The sequence below is a fragment of the Deinococcus malanensis genome (assembly GCF_014647655.1).
Taxonomy (GTDB): domain Bacteria; phylum Deinococcota; class Deinococci; order Deinococcales; family Deinococcaceae; genus Deinococcus; species Deinococcus malanensis.
The window spans coordinates 158,774-175,358 of record NZ_BMPP01000001.1; the positions used below are offsets into that span (position 1 = coordinate 158,774).

16 protein-coding genes are annotated in these 16,585 nt (G+C 65.0%); 6 read left to right on the forward strand and 10 right to left on the reverse strand.

What is annotated here, in order from left to right; genetic code table 11:
- Positions 1-62: 62 nt before the first annotated feature.
- Positions 63-1,196 (reverse strand): cysteine desulfurase family protein, encoded by a 1,134-nt coding sequence (locus tag IEY49_RS00880; protein ID WP_189003640.1) that lies wholly within the window; start codon positions 1,194-1,196, stop codon positions 63-65.
- Between the two features lie 52 nt (positions 1,197-1,248).
- Complete coding sequence (locus tag IEY49_RS00885; protein WP_189003641.1) at positions 1,249-2,937, reverse strand: PASTA domain-containing protein; 1,689 nt, start codon at positions 2,935-2,937, stop codon at positions 1,249-1,251.
- A 180-nt stretch (positions 2,938-3,117) separates the two neighbouring features.
- Between IEY49_RS00885 and IEY49_RS00890 the strand changes: the two genes are divergently transcribed.
- The gene (locus IEY49_RS00890; protein ID WP_189003643.1) at positions 3,118-3,825 is read left to right on the forward strand and encodes a histidine phosphatase family protein; all 708 of its coding nucleotides are present in this window, start codon (positions 3,118-3,120) and stop codon (positions 3,823-3,825) included.
- Positions 3,826-3,882: 57 nt separating this feature from the next.
- Here IEY49_RS00890 and IEY49_RS00895 read toward each other — a convergent pair whose 3' ends face one another.
- A complete protein-coding gene (locus tag IEY49_RS00895) occupies positions 3,883-4,179 on the reverse strand; it encodes an AzlD domain-containing protein (RefSeq protein WP_189003645.1) in 297 nt (98 codons plus the stop codon).
- Positions 4,176-4,889 carry an AzlC family ABC transporter permease gene (locus IEY49_RS00900; RefSeq protein WP_189003647.1) on the reverse strand — a complete coding sequence of 238 codons (714 nt, stop codon included), beginning with the start codon at positions 4,887-4,889 and terminating at the stop codon, positions 4,176-4,178. Before IEY49_RS00900 ends, IEY49_RS00895 begins: the two co-directional genes overlap by 4 nt.
- Before the next feature lie 169 nt (positions 4,890-5,058).
- Between IEY49_RS00900 and IEY49_RS00905 the strand changes: the two genes are divergently transcribed.
- The 3 genes from IEY49_RS00905 (at position 5,059) to IEY49_RS00915 (ending at position 7,082) form a co-directional block, all read left to right on the forward strand.
- Entirely contained in the window at positions 5,059-5,850 is a 792-nt protein-coding gene (locus IEY49_RS00905; protein ID WP_189003649.1) for a MerR family transcriptional regulator, read from the forward strand.
- 57 nt (positions 5,851-5,907) lie between these two features.
- Positions 5,908-6,363 carry a TlpA family protein disulfide reductase gene (locus IEY49_RS00910; RefSeq protein WP_189003650.1) on the forward strand — a complete coding sequence of 152 codons (456 nt, stop codon included), beginning with the start codon at positions 5,908-5,910 and terminating at the stop codon, positions 6,361-6,363.
- Positions 6,364-6,458: 95 nt separating this feature from the next.
- Positions 6,459-7,082, forward strand: a complete 624-nt coding sequence (locus IEY49_RS00915; protein WP_189003652.1) for a histidine phosphatase family protein — start codon at positions 6,459-6,461, stop codon at positions 7,080-7,082.
- 83 nt (positions 7,083-7,165) lie between these two features.
- On the opposite strand, the gene IEY49_RS00920 is transcribed toward IEY49_RS00915, so the two are convergent.
- On the reverse strand, positions 7,166-8,305 hold the full coding sequence (locus IEY49_RS00920) for an NAD(P)/FAD-dependent oxidoreductase (RefSeq protein WP_189003654.1): 1,140 nt from the start codon (positions 8,303-8,305) through the stop codon (positions 7,166-7,168).
- Between the two features lie 193 nt (positions 8,306-8,498).
- Positions 8,499-8,642, reverse strand: coding sequence for a PAAR domain-containing protein (locus tag IEY49_RS00925; RefSeq protein WP_229780563.1), 144 nt, complete (start codon positions 8,640-8,642; stop codon positions 8,499-8,501).
- Positions 8,643-8,711: 69 nt separating this feature from the next.
- Here IEY49_RS00925 and IEY49_RS00930 point away from each other — a divergent pair, with 69 nt between their 5' ends.
- Both IEY49_RS00930 and IEY49_RS00935 read left to right on the forward strand, forming a co-directional pair.
- On the forward strand, positions 8,712-9,596 hold the full coding sequence (locus IEY49_RS00930; protein ID WP_229780564.1) for an ATP-binding protein: 885 nt from the start codon (positions 8,712-8,714) through the stop codon (positions 9,594-9,596).
- A gap of 80 nt (positions 9,597-9,676) precedes the next feature.
- Positions 9,677-12,802: a DEAD/DEAH box helicase gene (locus tag IEY49_RS00935; protein WP_189003656.1), complete on the forward strand. Its 3,126-nt coding sequence runs from the start codon at positions 9,677-9,679 to the stop codon at positions 12,800-12,802.
- A 9-nt stretch (positions 12,803-12,811) separates the two neighbouring features.
- Here IEY49_RS00935 and IEY49_RS00940 read toward each other — a convergent pair whose 3' ends face one another.
- From IEY49_RS00940 to coaE, 4 genes are all read right to left on the reverse strand, one after another.
- Complete coding sequence (locus IEY49_RS00940) at positions 12,812-13,270, reverse strand: GNAT family N-acetyltransferase (RefSeq protein WP_189003658.1); 459 nt, start codon at positions 13,268-13,270, stop codon at positions 12,812-12,814.
- A 127-nt stretch (positions 13,271-13,397) separates the two neighbouring features.
- Positions 13,398-14,453 (reverse strand): CobW family GTP-binding protein, encoded by a 1,056-nt coding sequence (locus tag IEY49_RS00945; RefSeq protein ID WP_189003659.1) that lies wholly within the window; start codon positions 14,451-14,453, stop codon positions 13,398-13,400.
- Between the two features lie 65 nt (positions 14,454-14,518).
- Entirely contained in the window at positions 14,519-15,547 is a 1,029-nt protein-coding gene (locus IEY49_RS00950; RefSeq protein WP_189003661.1) for a PIN/TRAM domain-containing protein, read from the reverse strand.
- Between the two features lie 35 nt (positions 15,548-15,582).
- Positions 15,583-16,221, reverse strand: a complete 639-nt coding sequence (coaE, locus tag IEY49_RS00955) for a dephospho-CoA kinase (RefSeq protein WP_189003663.1) — start codon at positions 16,219-16,221, stop codon at positions 15,583-15,585.
- Between the last annotated feature and the right edge of the window lie 364 nt (positions 16,222-16,585).

Consider the following 16,585-nt stretch of genomic DNA (forward strand, 5'->3'; position numbering starts at 1 on the left):
CAGAACGACCGCCAGGGCATCTTTCTGACGGTGGACCACGCTGCCACTGGCGGTGTGATCAATCAGCTCCGGCTCCACTGCGCGGCCTGGGCCAGCGCAGAAGCGGCTGCGTCCACTTCTGCCTCGGTCGTGGCAGCACCGAAGCTGAAACGCAGCGTGCTGCGGGCGTCGGCCTCACTCAGGCCGGTGGCCGTGAGGACATGGCTGGCCTGCATGGTGCCGGCCGAGCAGGCACTGCCGGCGCTGGCGCAGATGCCCAGCATGTCCAGATTCATCAGCAGGGCTTCGCCGTCGGTGCCCGGCAGCGTCAGGCTGGCCACCTTGGGGCTTCCTTCCAGCGGATGGTTGACGTGCACATCCGGAATATCGGTCACTGCCTGTACAAAGCGTTCGCGAAGGCGGCTGAGATGCGCAAGGGTTGGCTCGCGCTGCGCTTCGGCATGCGTCAGGGCGACCCCGGCGGAATAGACCCCAGCCGTGTTCTGGGTGCCGGGCCGCAGCCCACTTTCCTGTCCGCCTCCGTAAACAAGCGGAGGCAGCACAGTCCCGCGCTGGACATACAGAAAGCCCACGCCCCGCGGCCCGCCCCACTTGTGGGCACTGAAAGTGGCGAAGGTGACCCCCCAGCCGGGCAAATGGACCGGCAGCACGCCCGGTGCCTGGACCGCGTCGGTGTGGTACGGCACGCCACGTGCTGCCGCAATGGCTGCCAGAGCCGGCGTGTCCTGAACGGTGCCCAGTTCGTTGTTGGCGTGGTGGATTGACACCAGAGCGGTGTCATCACGCAGCGCGGCCTCCAGCTGGGCCGCGGCATAACGCCCATGCCGGTCCGGTTCCAGGAAGGTGACGGCCCAGCCCTGCTTTTCCAGCCAGCGGGCGGGGGCCAGGACCGCGGAATGCTCGGTCAGGGTGGTGATCAGGTGACCTGCCCGGCCGTGGGTCTCGTGCCATGCCAGGGCCGTACCCAGAAGGACATGGTTGTCTCCCTCGGTGCCGCCGCTGTTGACCGTCAGGGTCCGCGGATCTACCCCCAACACGGCTGCCACGCGGCTCCGGCCTTCTTCCATGGCCTCGCGGGCGGCCTGTCCGGCGGCATGAACGCTGGCCGGGTTGCCCGGCAGAGCGGCAGCCTGGGCATAGGCCGCCAGGGCCTCGGGGGTCATGGGGTGCGTGGCAGCGTAATCGAGGTAGATCATCTTGGAAGAGCGTCAGTGGAACGGCGGCCCAGCACCTGGCCCAATACGTGGTTCAGGGGTTGACCGTGGCATACTCTGCGCCGTCACGCCGGATCACGAACACCGCACTTCCGCGAACGGTCAGGGCATTGTCGCTGGTGGCTGTGGCGCCGCGCAGCTGCCCGGCCTCGGTGGGTGCCAGGACCACACGCTCGCCGTCCGCGTCACGCACGACCACCGTGTAGGTTCCGTCCGGCAGATCTTCGGGAAACTGATAATTGAAGCTGACACTGCTGGTAGGCAACTCGGCGCTGGGTGGGGGCTCGGGAGCTGGGCTGGGACCGGTGACCGGTGGCGTGGCCGGAATCTCCTGCGGAGTGGGAGCTGGAGCCGTCTCAGGCCCGGTAGGCCCTGTCGCCGGGCTGTCCGTGGGGGCGGCGCTGGGGTCCTCCGGGGCTTCCTCAGGGGCAGTTGGGGTGGGCGGAACATACACCGGGGGTAACGGCAGGCTACCGGCCGGCTGGGTCGGCGGGCTGTAACGGGCCGTGGCCACCGTGAGGGTCACCGGACTGCCGACCGCCACCCGAACATAGGGCGAAGGAGTCTGCTCCAGCACGCTGTTTTCCGGCTCGTCACTGGGTTTTTCGCGCACCTGGGTCACGACCAGACCTGCGGCGCGTACATGGTCACGGGCCTGCTCATAGGTCATGCCCGTCAGGTTGGGAATCCAGGTGTCCTTGCCCTGCACGCCGGTGCTGACCATCACCTGGACCGACTGTCCGGGCTGGGTCTGGGCGCCGGGCTGCGGGATCTGTGCAATCACATGGCCCACGGCCGTATTGGTTAGCGTGCCATCGACTTTCAGCACCTTCCCCAGGGTAAGTGCGCCGTCTTTCAGGGCGGCTTTGGCCTGAGCCAGGGTCATTTCTTCAACACGCGGCACCTGAATGGCCGGCGGATTGTTGACAGTCAGGGTAATCAGGCGCCCCACCGGCAGGGACGTGCCGCCCGCCGGGTCCTGGCGGATGATGGACCCGATGGGCAGGCTGCCGGCCTGACCCTCGGTGTACTGCACGCGGTAACCAGCGCGGACCAGCTGCTGGGTGGCCTCCTTGGCCTCCTTGCCGGTGACACTGACCACCTCCTGTACTGGTGGATTGAGGTAAATCTGGGCTGCCTGGGCACCCAGGTAGACCGCGCCACCCAGGAAAAGCAGACCCGGCACGAACGACAGCCAGGCTCCAGGCTGCCGGCGTGGACGAACGCGCCCGCCACTCAGTGCAGCCAGGGTTGGCGCGTTAAGCAGAGCAATGTCATCGGGCGTCCGGGTGACCGGGCGCAGATAGGCCACGCGGGGTTCGTGACCCTCCACGACGATATCCGCGTCACTGACAGCGAAGTTATGTATCGCCAGACGTGCCGCGAGATGGCGCACTGCCTCTACCGTCTCCTCGGGCTTGACCGGCTGGGCCAGGAACTCTTCCAGCGGGGTTCCAGCGACGGGCTGCCACACGGCGTAGTAGGCCCCGGGCCGGGCCACCACGTCGGTCAGCCCGGCCGGAGCCAAGGCGCGAACGGCCGTGCGGTAGGCGTGAAAGGCCTGGCGGTCAGCGGGAGTCGTGACATCGAACCACGCGACCCGGCGGGTCACTCCCTCGCCGGCGCGAACTTCCCAGAGGGTGACATGACCGTCCCGTGCGATCTCGCGCACGATCTCGTATTTCCCATCGATCAGCTTGTGTAGTCCGGCCTGCCCCGTCATGCGTCATTCAGCATAGCGCGGGGGCCGGGGCCTGGGTGACGGCCTCGGGGATAGGAGCGCGCTCAGGGCTCGGGAGGTCTAGTAACGGTGTATCTATGCCTACCCTGTAGAGCGGTAAGTGACTTCGCTGGCGCAGTTGTGCACCGGAAGCGGCTCCTGCAGCGTGTTAGCCTTGCCCGCGTGAAGCTGCTGCTGATCCGACACGGACAGTCCGTGAATAACCTCTTGGAGCAGGAAACCGCCAGTCCCTGCTACGAGGGGAGGCAGGCAGATCCACCTCTGACGGAACTGGGTCACGAGCAGGCACGGCGGCTGGCCACCTGGGTCGTCGGTAACGCACAATGTCAGCGCGTCACGCACCTCTATTCAAGCCTCACCACCCGCGCAGTCCAGACCGCTGCGCCGCTGGCCCAGGCAATGGGACTCAAGGTGCAGGGGCTCCAGGACGCCTATGAATGTGGAGGGCTGAACACCGGCCCGGAAGGGCAATTTGCGCCCGTTCCCGGCCGCGACCACGCCTCGCTGCTGACGGACTGTCCACCTCTGCTGTGGCCGGCGGAACTGCACGGCCAGGGTTGGGACGGCGGCTATGAACCCTGGGATCATGGGCACTTCGCCGCACGCGCAGCCCGCGTGAAGGCCCAGTTGCGAACAGCTGCGGCTGAGGGAGACGTGCTGGCTCTGGTCACCCATCATGACTTCGCCCAGTTCCTTATCGGCGATCTGCTGGCGTTGCCTGAGCTGAACGGCGAGGCGCTCACGTTCCGGCTGAAGAATACCGCCACCACTTTTCTTGAGTTGCGTACTACGGCCAGCGGTACGCAGGAGCGTGTGGTCCACTGGCTCAACTCTGCCCCTCATCTGACTCCGGATCTCATAACGGGCTGATACCTGTCTAAGGCCACGCCTCAAAGGCGCTGGTGCCCGAGCCGATGGGGGGTGACATCACAAGCCCAGTGTTCTGGCCGCCCAATAGGCCGCGAAACCTCCGAGCAGCCCCATCCCCAGGTGCCGGGTGCGCCACATCAGGGCGCCGCCCACGACGCAGGCGACCAGCCGCCGGGCCCATTCCGGACTGCCCAGAACGTCCGGCACCACCAGGGCGGCAAACACACTGACCGGTACAAACTGCAGAAACGCCAGCCAGAAGGGCGGCAGGTGCAGCCGGCCCAGACTCAGGCCCAGCAGGCGCGCCGGGTAGGTTACGGCCCACATCATCAGGATGATCAGCGCCGGACTCACGGGCGCGCCTCCGGCTGCTCCCGGCGGGTCAGGAGCCAGGCCCCCAGCAGCGCTCCGCCCACGCCAGCCAGCAGCACCACCAGTCCCCCGGGCAGCACACGTGAGAGCAGCCATGCTGCTGCCCCGGAAGCCGCAGCTACCAGCAGATTCAGGCGGTCAGCCAGCAGCGGGACCAGCAGGCCCAGAAACGCCAGGGGGAAAATCACACCCACGCCCAGTGCCTGCGGGTCGGGCAGCACCGCACCAGCCAGGGCGCCGGCCAGGGTCGAGGCATTCCAGATCACGTACAGGCTCAGTTCGGCGCCCAGCAGAAAGGCAAAACTCAGACCCGTGGGGTCGCGGGGCCCATGCACGACACTGACTCCATAGGCCTCGTCGGTCAGGAATTGCGCGGCCAGGGCGCGCTCCCTGGGGGTCAGGGGCAGCTGGCGCGAGAGGCTCAGGCCGTACAGCACGTGCCGCGCGTTCAGCAGAAATGTGGTGGCTACGATGCTCAGTCCAGAAGCCCCGGACGCAAACAGGCCGGCCGCCGCGAACTGGCTGGCGCCCGCGAAGACAGTCAGGCTCATCAGCTGGGTCTCCCAGACTCCCAGACCAGCTGCCCGCGCCGTCACCGCGTAGGCCACCGCAAACGGCACCATGCCCAGCCACAGCGGCACGAGTGCCCGGAATCCCCGCCAGAACGCGGGCCAGAAAGGAGCTGCCGCCATTGAGGTCAGTCTAGGGGCTGGGTCCAGTCCACCAGCACACTGACGGGCCGGGGCATGTGGCGCAGCCTCAGATCGGCACCTGGAGGTGCTACAGGTGAGGGCAGTTGTGTTCCCCCTCTTGACCCTCGCCCTGCGTCAGCCCCTACGCTTTGGGCCGGGGAGGTGCCCAATGACCGGTACACAACTCTGGACGGTTGGTGAGGTGGCGGAGCTGACCCGCGTCAGCGTCCGGACCCTGCATCACTACGACGCCCTGGGCCTGCTGATGCCGTCGGTCCGCAGTGAGGCGAACTACCGCCTGTATGCCCCCGATGATCTGTCTCGGCTGTGGCGGATTCTGACTTTTCGCGAGCTGGGATTCCCCCTTTCGGAGATCGGCCGGCTGCTCGGCGGGGGTCCGGAGGCCGAACTGAGTGCGCTGCGGCTGCAGGCGGCCCTGTTGCAGGAGCAGGCGAGCCGCGCGCAGCGGAGGCTGGGCACCGTGATGTCTCTGCTGGAGGCCGCAGAGCGTGACAAAGGAGGTTTCACCATGAGCAGTCAGGACTTACGTGACATGTTTGATGGATTCGACCCTGCCCAGTACGAGTCCGAGGTGCAGGAGCGATGGGGCGACACTGACGCCTGCAGACAAACTGACGAGCGCACCCGGAACTACACCAGGGCTGACTGGGCACAGCTGAAGGAAGAGGGCGAGAAGCTCACGTCGGCATATCTGACCCTGATGGACAGAGGGTTTTTGCCCGAGGGTGTGCAGGCGCAGCAGGTGGCGGCACACCCTCGGGCGTATTTTCAACGCTGGTTCTATAACGCCTCACCCGACATGATGCGTTCCCTGGCGCTGATGTGGATTCAGGACGAACGGTTTACCCACAACATCGACCGGGCGCGGCCAGGGCTCGCCGCCTATCAGAGCTCCGCCGTGACAGCGTGGGCCGGCAGTCAGGTCGGAAAGTCCGAGTAAATTTTTGGGAAAGAAGGGCGCCGTGTCCAACCCTGCGCCGCCCTGTACGCTCGCAGCATGGAATGGCCCCTGCAGGAGGACTTCGTGCATGGTGACCCGGTGGTACCCCCCGCGCACTGGACGGCACCCGGACTGGTCATGACCTTTAATCTCGAATGCTCGGGCTGTGTGTCACGGGGCATTCCGTTTCTGAAACGTCTGCACGCAGAATTCGGGAGCAGGGTGCAACTGCTGGCAGTTCATACCAGTTTCGGGCACCGCCGGTTGCCCCGGGAGGATGTCGAACCGACCCTGCTGAAGTTCTCCCGTGATTTTGCGCGGCTGCCCTTTCCCGTCGCCCTGGACCTGGACGGCGCGTTCGCCCGGCACTGGAGGACCGAAGGCACCCCCCACTGGCTGGCCTTCTCGCCGGGCGGCGAGTTGCTTCGTAGCGTCTACGGCAGCCAGGACAATGCGCAGACGCGCCTCCAGTACCTGCTCCAGGAGTGGGCCGGGGAGGATGCCGGGCGGTAACTGGCAGAAGGGCAGTTGAGCGGTCACGTGTACCGAAATTGTCACGCCAACTTTCGTCGGTTTTTACGCGGGTTCTTCGAGGGTACCGTCGGCTGATGGAACGACTCTTTCTGGTCCGGCATGCCGAAACGCTGGTTATGGGACCCAAAGTGCTGCGTGGCGGACAGAGCCAGAGTGACGTCCTCAGTGAGCGCGGTCACCGGCAGGCAGCCCGGTGCGGGACAACCTTTGCCTCGTTGCGTCTGAACCGGCCAGCCGTCTATGCCAGCACGTTTCTCCGGGCGCAGCAGACGGCTCATCCCCTGGCTGCTGCACTGGGGATCGCTGTAACGGTCGTAGACGGATTGCAGGAAATGGAGACAGGGGACTGGTACGGGCGCCCCCACGATGACCTGAACACTCACGGGCATGAATTGTTCGGCGGCAACGGAGACTTCGGCTTTCCAGGCGGGGAGAGCCGAGCCGAGGTCGAGCGCCGGCTCTGCCAGGCGCTTACGCAGATTCTGAACCAGGGCGGCACCCCAATCATCGTTTCGCATGGGCTGGCCCTTCAGATCCTGCTGTGCGGCCTGCTGGCAACCGACTTCGCCGCAGCCTGGGCCGACGGACGGTTCCGCCATGCCAATGGTGCCATCTCTGAACTTCGTGGCACGGCCCGACAGTGGAGGGCGGTCAGGCTGCGCTGTGCTCAACACCTGAGGGTTGACGACTGGGAATAGGGAAGAACCGACCTGCTCCAGTGCCCCGCGGCGCGTAAAAAAAGCCGGAGGCGAAGCTGCCCCCGGCCTGACCGCTACTGACCTCAGTCGATGCTGGCCCGCCAGCGCCACTCGCTGGCACGTTTCATGACGTGAGCGATCCCGCCGGTGATGGCCAGTTTCTGGTTCCAGGGCAGCTTCATCCAGCCCACGGCCATCAGGCCACCCAGGCTGACGAACTCTCCCAGGGTGGTAGGTTCATAGGCTTCCAGCGGCTGTCCTTTGGCCAAATGCATCAGGTTCTTGCCCGTCAGACGACCCTGCTGGCCCGCATGCTGGGCCGTGGTGGGTACCGGTTTGCCTTCCTGGTTCAGCGCCAGACCCATGTCCCCGATGATAAATACGTCCGGGTAGCCCTTGGCGCGCAATTCGGTGTCCACGGCGATGCGGCCACCGGGGCCTTTCTCCAGCTTCTCGCCCCGGACGATGTCGCGGGCCTGGATGCCCCCGGTCCAGATGATCTTGCCGGCGGCAATGATCTTCTGCTCCCCCTCGGCGGTCTGCACCGTCACGCTGTCGGCCGTGGCCTGCATCAGGCGGTGTCCGGTCAGCACGTTGATGCCGTAGCCTTCCAGGGTGCGCTGGGCCTTGGCCCGCAGCGCGTCGTCCAGTACAGGCAGGATCTTCGGGCCGGCCTCAACGAGGTGAATCTGGAAGGGCGGCAGGCCGCGCGCCTTGGTCAACAGCTCAGCGCGCTGCGCGAGTTCGGTGACCAGTTCCACACCGGTCAGACCAGCGCCGCCAACCACGATGTCACGGTTGCCCACATAGTCACCCGAGTAGGCCCGGTTGACGAAAGTGAAGATCTCGTCGGCGTCAGCCACATCCTTGAGCTCTGAGGCATTCTCGGCCAGGCCGGGAATGCGGTAGAAGTTGGTGACGCTACCCAGGCCCACGACCAGGGTGTCGTAGGTCAGCACGCGGCCATCTTTCAGACGCACTTCCTTCTCGTCCAGACTGACCGTGTCAACCTGTGCCTGCTCGAGATTCACCCCGGTTCCCCGCAGCAGCGGGGTCAGAGGCAGGGTCACGCGGGTGTTGTGGGCCGCTGCCTCATGCAGACGGGTTTCAAAGGTGTGGTAGGCGTTCTGCTCGACCAGCAGAGTTTCCATGCCGGGCGTGGGCTTGAGTTTGGTGGCGGCGGCAAGGCCCGCGTAACCAGCACCAAGGATCAGGGTTTTCATTGCAAGGTCTCCTGTGAACGAATTCACGAACTGGCTGCAGGGTAAGCCTGCCAATCCGCAAAAAATCGTCGGGGCTTTCACCCGACACAACGACCAGTGTACACCTCACACCAAGACCAGGAAACCCTGTAGACGGACCCCTGCTAAACATCTCCGCCGGTTATGTGGTGGCTCCGGCAAGGGGAACTGCCGCTCAGCTACCGATATTCACGGTGGGTGCCCCGGCCACGATTACGCCACCGTGGGTGGTGGGGTCTCCCAGCCGCGCAGCTGGCCGGCCGTTGATCAGTACGGTGCCACTGCCCCGGACAATCATGTCCGGTGGTCCGGTGCACACGCACGGATCACCTGCCCGAGCGGCCGGCGCCCCCGCAATGATGACCGCCTCAGCCTGGACCGGATCAGTGTGCTGGCGCGTGAAGCGCGGCTGTCGCTGCCTGGAAACGCCAGTCACGCCACCCGTATCGAGCGGGCGTGGGACACCACCCGCACCGCCAACCGCCGCCTGATGGGCACACTGGCCGAACGGGTGGACGCGCGCGCCAGCTGGCAGGACCTGATTCTTCCGCCCTCCGAGGCCGGGGTGCTGCGGCAGATCGCGGCGCATGTGCGTCACCGCTCGCAGGTGTACGAGCAGCTGGGCATGGCCCGCCCCGGGCGAGGCCGGGCGCTCACGGCCCTGTTCAGCGGGCCCAGCGGCACCGGCAAGACCCTCAGCGCCGAGGTGCTGGCTACGGATCTGAACCTCGACCTGTACCGCATTGACCTGAGCAGCACCGTCAGCAAATACATCGGCGAGACCGAGAAGAACCTGCGGCGCATTTTCGACGCGGCCGACCAGGGCGGCTGTATTCTGCTGTTCGATGAAGCCGACAGCGTGTTCGGCAAGCGTGGCGAGGTGCGCGACAGCAACGACCGTTACGCCAACATTCAGGTCAACTACCTGTTGCAGCGGCTGGAAACCTTCAACGGTCTGGCGGTACTGACCACCAATCTGGAGAGCAGCATGGACGTGGCCTTTATGCGCCGTATCCAGTTTGTGCTGAACTTCCGCCCGCCGCAGCCTGCCGAGCGCGAGCGGCTGTGGCGGCTGGCCTTTCCTGAGGCGCTGGACACCACGGGCGTGGACTTTCGCGCCCTGGCCCAGGCAGAGGTCTCGGGCGGCAATATCCGAAGCATTGCCATGAACGCCGTGTTTATGGCTGTGTCCAGAAACGAGAATCTCAGCCAGGACCTGGTCACCGAGGCCCTGCACCTGGAGTACCGCAAGCTGGGGCGGCTGGTTCTCTAAATGCTGAAGCTATAAATCCTGAAGGCCATTAGGTCTTTTTGCTCTCCGCGTGGCCGGGAACACACGCGTACAATCCCGGAGTGACCCTCGCCGCGCCCAATCTATCGAAACTGCTTGACCCTGCGCCGCCCGGTAATTTGCTGCTGCTGCCGCAGATCGCGCGCGCGGCGTTGTTCGCCTCCTATCCTGGGCCGGCGGTCCTGCTGACCACCCCCGACCGGCTCGCGAGTTATGCCTCGTCGGGGGTACTGGGCGCGCCGGTCAGTGTGAACCCGGGCCTGCGCGACTGGGACGCGCGGCACGAGCACGTGGTGCTGGATGTCAACACCGCGCTTGACCTGTTCCCCAGCAACCCTGAGGAACACGCCCTGACCCTGAAGGTGGGCGGGACCTACCCGCGTGAAGCCCTGCTCTCGCGCCTGGAACGGCTGGGGTACGAACGTGGCGAGGAACCTGGCTTTGAGTTGCGTGGTGACACGCTGGAACTTCGCCTGGAGCCTGGAACCGGCCTGCCGGCCGACGCCGAGGAAGGCCTGTGGGTGCGCGCCGAATTCTTCGGTGATGAACTCGATACCCTGCGGACCCTGGCGCCGGGTGAACTGACCGGAGCGAAGACCACTTCATTCACGCTGGAGCCGACCGGCGAGTACCTGACCGACGTCAAGTGGGACGCCACCCGGCTGGACCTGCTGCCGGGCCGGGTGTTCCTGGATTCCCCCGAGTTCTATGCCTCCTCCCTGGGCGTCCTGGCCGAAACGCTGTGGCCCCGGCTGGCCGCGCGGGAGGTCACCAGTTTTGGCCGGGCTCCGCTGGAGCTGCCGGACCTGCACACCGGCTTGCAGACGCTGGGCTTCTACCGCGCCCGCCTTTCGGATCTGGAACGTGATGTGCTGGAGTGGCGCGGCGCCGGCTACCGGGTATTTGTCCTGGTGCGCCATGACCGCACTGCGGCCTATCTGGCCGACAAGCTGCTGGGCAGCCACGAGATCCCGTGGCTGAGCATTCCCCGGCTGCCCGAGGGCGGATTAGGTTTCCTGCGCGCTGCAGGCGAGGGCGGTTTCGTGATTCCCGAGCACCGCACGGTCGTGATCACCGAGGACCTGATCTACGGCTTCCAGGGCGGCAGCGCGCTGCGGGGCAAGAAACTGACTGGCCGGCCGGTCACGGACGCACTGGGCCTGCACGTGGGCGACTTCCTGATTCATCCCGAGCACGGCATCGGTCGGTTCGAGGGTCTGGAGACCCGCAAGGTCCTGGGTGTGACGCGCGACTACCTGAACATCGAGTACCGGGGAGGTGCGCGCCTGAGCGTTCCCATCGAGCAGTTGCCGGTATTGCGCCGCCACCCTGGCACCACCGACGACCCGCCGGTCCTGAGTTCCTTCGACAAAAAGGACTGGGCCAAGGCCAAGGAACGCGCCCGCAAGAATGCCGAGGAAGTGGCCGGTAAGCTGCTGGTGCAGTACGCCGCGCGGCAGGTGACTCCCGGCAACGCCTTCCCGCCCCAGCCGGAATGGGACGAACAGATCGAGCAGAATTTCAAGTTCGAGCTGACAAGTGACCAGAAGACATCGCTGAAAGAAACCATGCGGGATCTGGAAAAGCCCAACCCCGCCGACCGCCTAATCAGCGGAGACGTGGGCTTCGGGAAAACCGAGGTGGCTCTGCGTGCCGCCCACCGAGTTGTCGGTCACGGCCGGCAGGTCGCCATTCTGGTGCCCACCACGCTGCTGGCCGAGCAGCACACCTCGACTTTCGTGGAGCGCTTCAAGGGGCTGCCAGTAAGGGTCGAGGGCCTGTCACGCTTCACCAGCCCCCAGCAGGCCAAAAGTATCCTGAACGACCTGAAGGCCGGCAAGGTGGACATTCTGATCGGCACCCACCGCCTGCTGTCCGGCGATATCGAGTTCAAGGACCTGGGCCTGATCATCGTGGACGAGGAGCACCGCTTCGGCGTCTCGCAGAAGGAGAAGCTGCGCGCCCTGCGGGGTCTGCCGGCCATGACTGACGGCAGGCTGGAACTGCCACCCGAGGCCCGCGCGGTCGACACCCTGGCCCTGTCGGCCACCCCCATTCCGCGCACGCTGTACATGAGCATGGTTGGCCTGCGCGACATGAGCTCCATCCAGACGCCGCCCAAGGGCCGCAAGCCCATTCAGACCATTCTGGCGCCTTTCGACCCGGTGACGGTCCGCGACGCGATCCTGAACGAAATCGAGCGCGGCGGCAAGGTCTTCTACATTCATGACCGGATCGCCAGCATCGGGGCGCGCAGCCTGTACCTGCGCAATCTGGTGCCCGAAGCGCGTATCGGCGTGGCCCACGGCCGCATGAACGAGGAAGAACTTGAAGAGATCATGCTGGGCTTCGAGCAGGGCGCCTTTGATGTGCTGCTTTCGACCACTATCGTCGAGACTGGCCTGGACATTCCTGAGGCCAACACCATCCTGATTGAGCGGGCTGACCGCCTGGGCCTGGCGCAGCTGTATCAGCTGCGGGGCCGCGTGGGCCGCCGCGCGCAGACAGCCTACGCCTATCTGTTCTACCCGCCGCGCATGACCGAAAACGCCCAGCGCCGGCTGTGGGCCATTGCCGACCTGCAGGACCTGGGCAGCGGACACCTGCTGGCCGAGAAGGATATGGAGATCCGCGGGGTAGGCAATATTCTGGGTGAGGAGCAGCACGGGCATGTACAGGCCGTGTCCATTGACGTGTATACCGAGCTGCTCTCGGAGGCGGTCGCCAAACTCAAGGGTGAGAAACTGGAAGCTCCGCCCAGCGTCTCCATTGACCTGCCAGTGAGTGCCCGCCTGACTCCGGAGTACTTCGAGCACGACGAGGAGGCCCGCATCGCCACCTACGGCCGCCTGTCCGAGGCTCGGACCCTGCAGGCCATCAGCCGGGTGGAGCGCGACCTGCGCAAGAAGTACGGCCCGCCGGCGCCCGAGGTGCAGAACTTCATCGATCTGGCCAAGCTGCGCCTGACCGCTCTAGCCAAGCGGGTTCTGAGCGTGGGGGAGACCATGACCCACCTGCAGGTGACCTTTGCCTACAAGGGGCTGGACTACGACGCCGCCGGCCTCAAGCGTTTTCCGCTCAGGACCGAGGTCCAGACCTTTCCACCATCCGTGAAGCTGGAAAAGCGTGGCATCAGGCCCGATGACTATGCCCGCACGCTGATTGACCTGCTGGGTTACTTCGGGTGATCTGAACGCTCAGCGCAGCGGCAGCTCAAAGCAGAGGCTGTCTTCCATGTCCGCGTAGTACCCGTAATTCGGGATTCGCCTGAACCCGGCACGCTCATAGAGGTGGACGGCCTCGGGCTGCTGGTTTCCGGTTTCCAGAACCAGCCGGGCGTAGCCTGCCTCCCGCCCGGCTTGAATCAGTGCGGACAGAATTTCCCGGCCCAGACCCCGGCCCCGGGCGCCGGGCACGGTGTACATCCGTTTGATCTCAGCCGTGTCTGCCTCCAGCTTTTTCAGGGCGCCGCAGGCCAGCAGCCGTCCGTCTTCCTCAAGGGTCAGCAGCAGGCTGCCCTCGCCACTCAGCGTCTGCGGATCGAAGGGCTCGGTGCGGCTGTCTTCGTCGTTGTACAGGCGACGCAGTTCGCGCTGCTGTTCGTTCATCAGGTGCTGGGCACGGGGGTCGGTCGGCGGGGTCGGCACAGGTGGCATGGGTCATTGTAAGAAGGGCCGCACTTGCCGGGAACTGTTCTGACTGGATGCACAATCGCGCACCGCTCGTGTTCCCATCCGGGACGCAAATTGAGATGTGATTTCTGCAGCCCGGACCTGCAGGCTGTCAGGCAGTCAGGGCGCTGTCGAGCAGGCCATCGAGCAGCGTGGGATCAAGGTCAGGTCCAATAAAGACGATCTCACTGAAGGCCAGTTCAGGGTCGTGCCAGTGGCCGGCCTGTTCCAGGGCCAGCTGACGCCCGGTGTGATTCCACAGGGTGGCCATGCCGTCGCCCAGATTGACCCAGCCCTTGCTGCGGATGACGTTCTGGGGCAGGCCGCTGGTCAGGGCCGCGTGAAACCGTTGCGGGTCAAAGGGCCTGTCGCTGCGGTAAATGTGGGTACCGAGGCCATATGTCTCGCTTTCGGGAGTATGTTCCTTTTCCAGTTCGGTCATCCAGGCGTCCATCTGCATGGCGCGCTCCATGTCGAATAGCTGCACGTCCAGCAGCTCCTCACTGGGCAGTTCGCCACGTGTGGCCACCAGCACCCGGGCAAAGGGGTTGGTAATGCCCACCAGCTCTCTCAGGCGCGTGATGTCCTCAGGAGCAGCGAGGTCAGTCTTGTTAAGCACGACAATGTCGGCAAACTCGATCTGCTCGGCCAGCAGTTCCCCAAAGCCGCGCCCCGCATCATCTCCGGGAATCAGGTCCTGACGGTCCCACAGTGGAAAGAACTGCGCGCTGTCTACGACGGTGATCATGGCGTCCACGTGCGCCCGGCCAGTCAGGTCTGGAATAGGGTCCTGACCCGGCTCGGCGTCCAGGTCCAGGTCCTCGGGCGTCAGGCAGAAGCTCTGCGCGATAGGCAGCGGTTCGCCGATGCCCGTGCTTTCAATCAGGATGCCGTCCAGGTCGCGTGTTTCGAGCAGGTCATGCACTGCGTGCAGGAGGTCACCACGGAGCGTGCAGCAGATACAGCCGTTGCTGAGTTCGATGGTCTGTTCGCCGGTCTGCACGACCAGACTGGCATCCACATTGACGGCTCCGAACTCATTGACGATGACGGCAATCCGGCGCCCCTCGTTCTGATGCAGCAGATGATTCAGAAGCGTGGTTTTTCCGGCTCCGAGAAAGCCGCACAGCACGGTGATGGGAAGAGAAGCGGAGGTAGGCTTTGTCATAATGAAAAAGATAATTCATTATCAATAAAGAGGCAAGCGAAGGCCTACGGAAGAAAGTACCTCCCTCAGGCCGCGTCGCTGCTGCGGTCTACGCGTGCGAAGATCATGCGACCCACGTTGGTCTGCACGTTGTTGACCACCAGAACGCGGGCCGCCCGGCCACGGTACTTCAGCCCGTCCTCGACGACGACCATGGTGCCGTCTTCCAGGTAGCCCACCCCCTGGCCCTGCTGCTGGCCACTCTTGGTGATGGTCACCATGAGCTGATCGCCGGCCTGTACCTGCGGCTTGAGGGCCACCGCCGCCTCATGGATGCTGAGCACCTCCAGGCCGTGAAGCTTGGCGATCTTACTGAGGTTGGTGTCGTTGGTTACCAGCTTGCCGCTGGTCTCGCGGGCCAGACGGATCAGCTTGTCGTCAACGGTGGGGACATTGATATCGTCCCAGTCGTTGACCTGCAGGGGACGCACGGTCCGAAGCTCTTCCAGAACACCCAGTCCGCGCTTACCGCGAGTGCGTTTCTGGGGATCGGCATGGTCGGCCAGGGTCTGCAGTTCCCGCAACACAAAGCCGGGAACCACCAGCTCCCCCTCCACGAAACCAGCGCGCACGAGATCCAGCAGGCGCCCGTCGATAATGACGTTGGAATCCAGGATCTTCAGGCCGGTTCTGCGCCTGACCTGAGGCAGCGTGAAGACACCGAAAGTGTCGGCATGACGCACGGCGAAGCCGACAAAGAACACCGCCAGCAGCAATGTGACCGTGATGCTCAGAACCCAGGAATAGAAAGGAAGACCCCGCAGCAGATTGCCCAGCAGCACACTGAGAAGCAGGGCGACGATCAGCCCGACCGTGGCCGCGGCCACCGTGCGCGGTGCCAGTCCCGCGTACCAGCGGTCAAAACCGTCAAGCCAGCCTGCAACTACCCGCTCCAGTCGGGCCAGCAGCAGCACCGAGGTCAACACGCCGGCCAGCATGAGGCTCAGGGTGTTGACCACGGCGACCTCGGAAGGCAGCGTCAGGGCCAGAGTCTGCCCGGCCAGCAGGCCCAAGGTCAGGCCCAGCAGCACGATCAGCAGTCGGATGGCCAGCACGCTATGCAGTGTACCTGCTGTCGCCTGCGGACGACTCAGCTTTCCGACACGGAAGGTACAATGCCCAGCTTCTTCAGAGCATGGCCCAGTTGCCGTTCCAGGTGCGCCAGGTCGCCGGTATTGTCCAGCACGGCCGTGGCCCGGGCGCGTTTCTGCGCACTCGGCCACTGCCGGGCGTCTCGGGCCAGGACCTCCTCACGGCTCAGGCCACTGCGCGACATCACACGCTGTACCCGGATGTCCAGTGGCGCGTCGACCACCAGAATGGCATCCATGCCAGCGTCCAGTCCCCCTTCAAACAGCAGCGGCACGTCATGCACCACCCACAGCGCACCGGCCTGAGCGGCCTGGGATTCCAGGGCCTGCATCCGTGCCCGGACCTTGGGGTGGGTGATGGCGCCAAGTTCGGCCAGCCGCGAGGGGTCTGTAAACACCAGGGCAGCCAGGGCCGCACGGTCAAGGCGTCCTTCCTGGACCGTGCCTGGAAAGGCTTTTTCAAGACGAGCCAGCGTTTCGGGTTCCTCGGTCACCTGCCGGGCCTGTTCATCGGCGTCGAGCACCGTCAGACCACGGGCACGCAGCAGCCCGGTCACGGTGCTTTTGCCGGCACCGATACTGCCGGTCAGTCCCAGGCGCCGCACCGGTGCGGGCGGGTCTGCAGGATGTTTGCCCATACGGGTCACTTTAGGGCAGCCCATGGCAGCGTGCAGATGGTGCCGTTTGGCCAGCTTCCGGGGGGTGGACGTGGAGATGCTCACAGAGGAGCTGCAATCTGGTTTGTAACGTGACAACCGGGCCGGCGGATCGACTCACAATGTACGTAAAGCGAGGTGAAGCCCTGCGTAAAAGATGGACGTCAGCTGACAATCATGCGGGGCCGGGACACTGCAACCGGGGTGCTCTACCCCCACCGCGCCGCCCGCGACGGCTGGGCTCTCACAGGCACTTCACGTGGGCGTCATTCAATTTCCTCTATCATGAACATTGCCCCTCTGCGGGCAGGGCCAGGTTTCGCGGCAGCGCCTGCAATGGACCGTT